Origin of the sequence: Afifella pfennigii DSM 17143 (assembly GCF_000688515.1) — a bacterium.
Classification (GTDB): domain Bacteria; phylum Pseudomonadota; class Alphaproteobacteria; order Rhizobiales; family Afifellaceae; genus Afifella; species Afifella pfennigii.
Genome location: NZ_JHZK01000056.1, coordinates 1 through 3,521, shown reverse-complemented (window position 1 = coordinate 3,521; position 3,521 = coordinate 1). Strand labels below are relative to the sequence as shown.

The 3,521-nt window shown below is 63.9% G+C and carries 5 protein-coding genes; 3 read left to right on the top strand and 2 right to left on the bottom strand.

The window, feature by feature from the left end:
- The first annotated feature begins 74 nt into the window (after positions 1-74).
- Both Q331_RS22775 and Q331_RS22770 read left to right on the top strand, forming a co-directional pair.
- On the top strand, positions 75-968 hold the full coding sequence (locus Q331_RS22775; RefSeq protein WP_051631370.1) for an MATE family efflux transporter: 894 nt from the start codon (positions 75-77) through the stop codon (positions 966-968).
- Complete coding sequence (locus Q331_RS22770; protein WP_051631369.1) at positions 965-1,453, top strand: glyoxalase superfamily protein; 489 nt, start codon at positions 965-967, stop codon at positions 1,451-1,453. The genes Q331_RS22775 and Q331_RS22770 overlap by 4 nt, the downstream gene beginning before the upstream one ends.
- A 41-nt stretch (positions 1,454-1,494) precedes the next feature.
- On the opposite strand, the gene Q331_RS23315 is transcribed toward Q331_RS22770, so the two are convergent.
- Both Q331_RS23315 and Q331_RS0119115 read right to left on the bottom strand, forming a co-directional pair.
- A complete protein-coding gene (locus Q331_RS23315) occupies positions 1,495-2,163 on the bottom strand; it encodes a DUF1499 domain-containing protein (RefSeq protein WP_051631368.1) in 669 nt (222 codons plus the stop codon).
- A 76-nt stretch (positions 2,164-2,239) separates the two neighbouring features.
- Complete coding sequence (locus Q331_RS0119115; protein ID WP_026381972.1) at positions 2,240-3,127, bottom strand: LysR family transcriptional regulator; 888 nt, start codon at positions 3,125-3,127, stop codon at positions 2,240-2,242.
- A 128-nt stretch (positions 3,128-3,255) separates the two neighbouring features.
- Here Q331_RS0119115 and Q331_RS24445 point away from each other — a divergent pair, with 128 nt between their 5' ends.
- Positions 3,256-3,465, top strand: coding sequence for an NAD(P)H-binding protein (locus Q331_RS24445; RefSeq protein WP_169738541.1), 210 nt, complete (start codon positions 3,256-3,258; stop codon positions 3,463-3,465).
- Positions 3,466-3,521: the final 56 nt, after the last annotated feature.

The window sequence follows — 3,521 nt, the reverse complement described above, 5'->3', positions numbered from 1 at the left end:
TCTGTCTCATCTCCACTCCTTGGCGGTTACGATGAGCCAGAAACCCTCCTTTACGAAATCACCTCAGATGGCCCATGGGCGCTGATCCCGGACAGCTGCTCGTGTCGCTCAGCAACATGGGCTTTAACTACGTCCTGATCGGGCTGCTCGACTTGGGCGTGGCGGGTTCGGCCTACGGCACCGCGATGGCGCAGGCGCTCGCTCTCTGCATCATTCTCGCCTTCCGCGTCTTCGGCGACACCGGGCTGCGGCCCTCAGCGCTTTGGCACCATTCGCCGGTCTCGGGCTGGGGGCGCATCCTTGCGCTCGGCGCCCCGCAAAGCCTGAACTTCATTGGGCTCGCGCTGGGATCGGGGGCGATCATCGCCGCGCTGCAATGGGTCGAGGCGCCGGACTACGATGCGACGGTCTCGGCCTACGGCATCGTCACGCGGTTGATCACCTTCGCCTTCCTGCCGCTTCTGGGGCTGGCGCATGCGATGCAGACGATCACCGGCAACAACTACGGCGCGGGCGCCTTCCGGCGCAGCGACGCGAGCCTGCGGACCGCCGTCCTTGCGGCCTTCGGCTACGGTCTCACGCTCCAGGCCGGCATGACCCTCTTCGCCGCCCCGATCGGATCGGCCTTCGTGTCGGATCCAATCGTCATCGCGGAGGTCGCCCGGATCCTGCCCGTGATCTCGGCCGGGTTCTTCGCGGCGGGCCCGCTGATGATAATCGCCATGCATTTCCAGGCCATCGGCGATGCGGGCCGCGCGGCGATCCTGGGGCTCTCCAAACCCTATCTCTTCGCGATGCCGCTGACCTTCGCGCTTGCAGGCTCGGTGGGCGAGCCAGGCATCTGGCTGGCCGCGCCCGCGGCCGAGGGGCTGCTGCTTGGGCTGACGGCGATGGTCCTTGCATTGCTCGCCAGACAGCGATCCCTGCGATGGGGGTTGTTCATGAAGACCGAAGAGGTGCCGGCATGACGTACGATTTGCCAACGACCGGGCAAGCGAAGGACCAGGCCAAGCGGTTGCGCCAAGAGCTGGCCGCCACGGGCACCGCGATCAGCCACGCACAAGCGCTCGAGAGGATCGCCCATCGATACGGGTACCGCGACTGGAACGCCTTCCACGCGGCGATCGCGGGCCGCCCGCCCGAGGGATGGACACCGGGCGGGCGGGTCAGTGGCCACTACCTGGCGCAGCCGTTCGCGGCGACGGTCATCTCCGCCGAACAGCTGCCTCCGGGATGGTTTCGGCTGGTCCTCGACCTCGACGAGGCGGTGGACGTGGTGCGCTTCGACAGCTTCTCGAACTTCCGGCAGCAGATCCGCGTGGTGGTTGGCCCCGATGGCCATTCGAAGGAGCGCACGTCGGACGGAGAACCGCATGTGAGGCTGGACCTGAAGTCGCCGCGAAGCAGACCGCTTCCGCCATCATCAAGGTGGCGGGAGCGGTGTTCTCAATGACCACGAGACCGGAGCTTCGTGCAACGCGACACTGCGAGAGCCTACGCATCCGCCAATCTTGCAAGGAAGCCCTGAACGCGCTTGCCGTTCGCTCCCCCGTCCACCAGGCCCTCGCGCGACTTCGATCGCATGTCGACGCGGGTGCTGCCGCCGTCGTCCGCGACCCGAACGACCACATCGTCCACGAAGCCGAGGAACGGGGTTCTGACCTCGCCCTCCACAAGTCCTCTGCTGTCGTCGCGGAACGTGGCGGTCCAGTTCGGCATCTCGGCCATCAGGCTGGCGACCCGTTCGAGCACTTCCCGTTTCGGTTCGCGTAGGATGAGGGGGCGCAATTCGGGGTACTTGTCGCGCACAATCGGCGCGAAGCGTTTCGGAAACGCCATGTCGCGGCCCGCATTTGCTGCCGCGTGAAGTGCTGCCTCGAACCTCGGAGGGGCATCTACGTCCGTCGAAACATCGTTGATGAGTGGATACGTGAGGTCCTTGATCGTCGTCAGGGCGACTATGACGAAGGGCAAGGCTGCGACCATGGAGAGGCCCCAGGAATGCGGCTGCCCCGTGACCACGATGACGACCGCTGCGCCAAGTCCGCTCAAAGCCCCCAGCATGACTGTTGCCCATGCCAGCAGGGTGGGGCGCACACCTATGGTGCCGAGGCACATTCCGAGGAGGATGATCGGATACGGTGTCGCGGCGAGCAGGGACATGAGACGTGGGCTTTGGTTGTGGTGATATGCAGTTGCGATGAGGCGTGTCCGGCGCGGGTCGGCGAGCTCTTTCGCTCTACCCCGACAGGCATTCCGCCAGCAGATCGAACACCAATCTGATCCGGCGGCTGGTCTGCAATTCCCGATGTGCGACAAGCCACATCGGAATCGAGAAGGGATCGATCTCCGTTAGGACAGGCTCGAATTCGGGAAACATCCCGGCGATGCGGTCGGACATGATCGCAATCGCGTGGCCGCTCCGCGCTATTTCCCATTCGACGATCTGCGAGTTCGAGACGTAGCGGAAGTTCTTCCGGGTCAGGTCGAGGCCGATGGGCCGCAAGTAGCCCAGCATGCGTTCGTAATCGCCATAGCTGACGAATTGATGGTGCGAGAGGTCTTCGTCGAGCTTCGGATCCCCTCGTGTCTCGATGTATCTGCGGACCGCGTAGAACCGTGCGGGGTCCTCGCAGATCAGCTTGGCGATAAGGTTCGGCTGCTCGGGGCGGATATGCCGGACCGCGATGTCGGCCTCACGAAGCAGCAGATCGCGGACGGAGTTGTCGGCGGCAATGTCGATCTCGAGATCGGGCGCGACGGCGCGTATCCGGTCCAGCACGGGCGGCAGAAGGTAGGCCGCCGTCATGTCCGAGGCGGTGACCCTGACCTGCCCTTCGATCGCCTGCGATTTCCCTGAGGCGGCCAGCGACATCATGTTGGCACCTGTCGCCATGACCCGCACATGCTCAAGAAGCTCGAGGCCAGCATCCGTGAGGGTGACAGAGCGTCCCGTACGCTCGAACAGCGTAACGTTCAGATCCGCCTCCAGGGCCGCGATCTGGCGTGTGATCGTGGGCTGCGTCACGCCAAGAACCGCGGCGGCAGCCGACAGCGACCCCGTTTCCGCGACGGCGAGGAAGGACCGCGCCTGGTTCCAGTCGAAAGCGATCGTGCTCCAATTCATGGGTCACCCATACCACGGATCTACGCATACCAAACCAACGATTTTCGTCAGTTCACTCCTGAAATTCGTATGGGTAAGAGCGGAGCGATCACGACGAAACAGCAACCGCAAACCAATTGGAGCAGACCGTGAAACTTGTTGTGCTTGGCGCGAATGGGCGCACCGGAACGCGCGTGCTTCAGGCCGCGCTCGATAGAGACATGGACGTCACGGCGGTGGTGCGATCAGCCAGTAAGCAACCGAACATCCGGCATGAGAAACTGACGGTCATGGTCGGGGATCCCTGCGAGGCGGCTTTCCTGTGTCCGGGATCAGCGCCCATGGGCCATCTGAGGTGATTTCGTAAAGGAGGGTTTCTGGCTCATCGTAACCGCCAAGGAGTGGAGATGAGACA

Bases quoted from the DNA above. Each gene is read 5' to 3' on its own strand.
- Q331_RS22775 (WP_051631370.1), top strand. From the start codon at position 75: ATGGGCGCTGATCCCGGACAGCTGCTCGTGTCGCTCAGCAACATGGGC.
- Q331_RS23315 (WP_051631368.1), bottom strand. From the start codon at position 2,163: ATGTCCCTGCTCGCCGCGACACCGTATCCGATCATCCTCCTCGGAATG.
- Q331_RS22770 (WP_051631369.1), top strand. From the start codon at position 965: ATGACGTACGATTTGCCAACGACCGGGCAAGCGAAGGACCAGGCCAAG.
- Q331_RS0119115 (WP_026381972.1), bottom strand. From the start codon at position 3,127: ATGAATTGGAGCACGATCGCTTTCGACTGGAACCAGGCGCGGTCCTTC.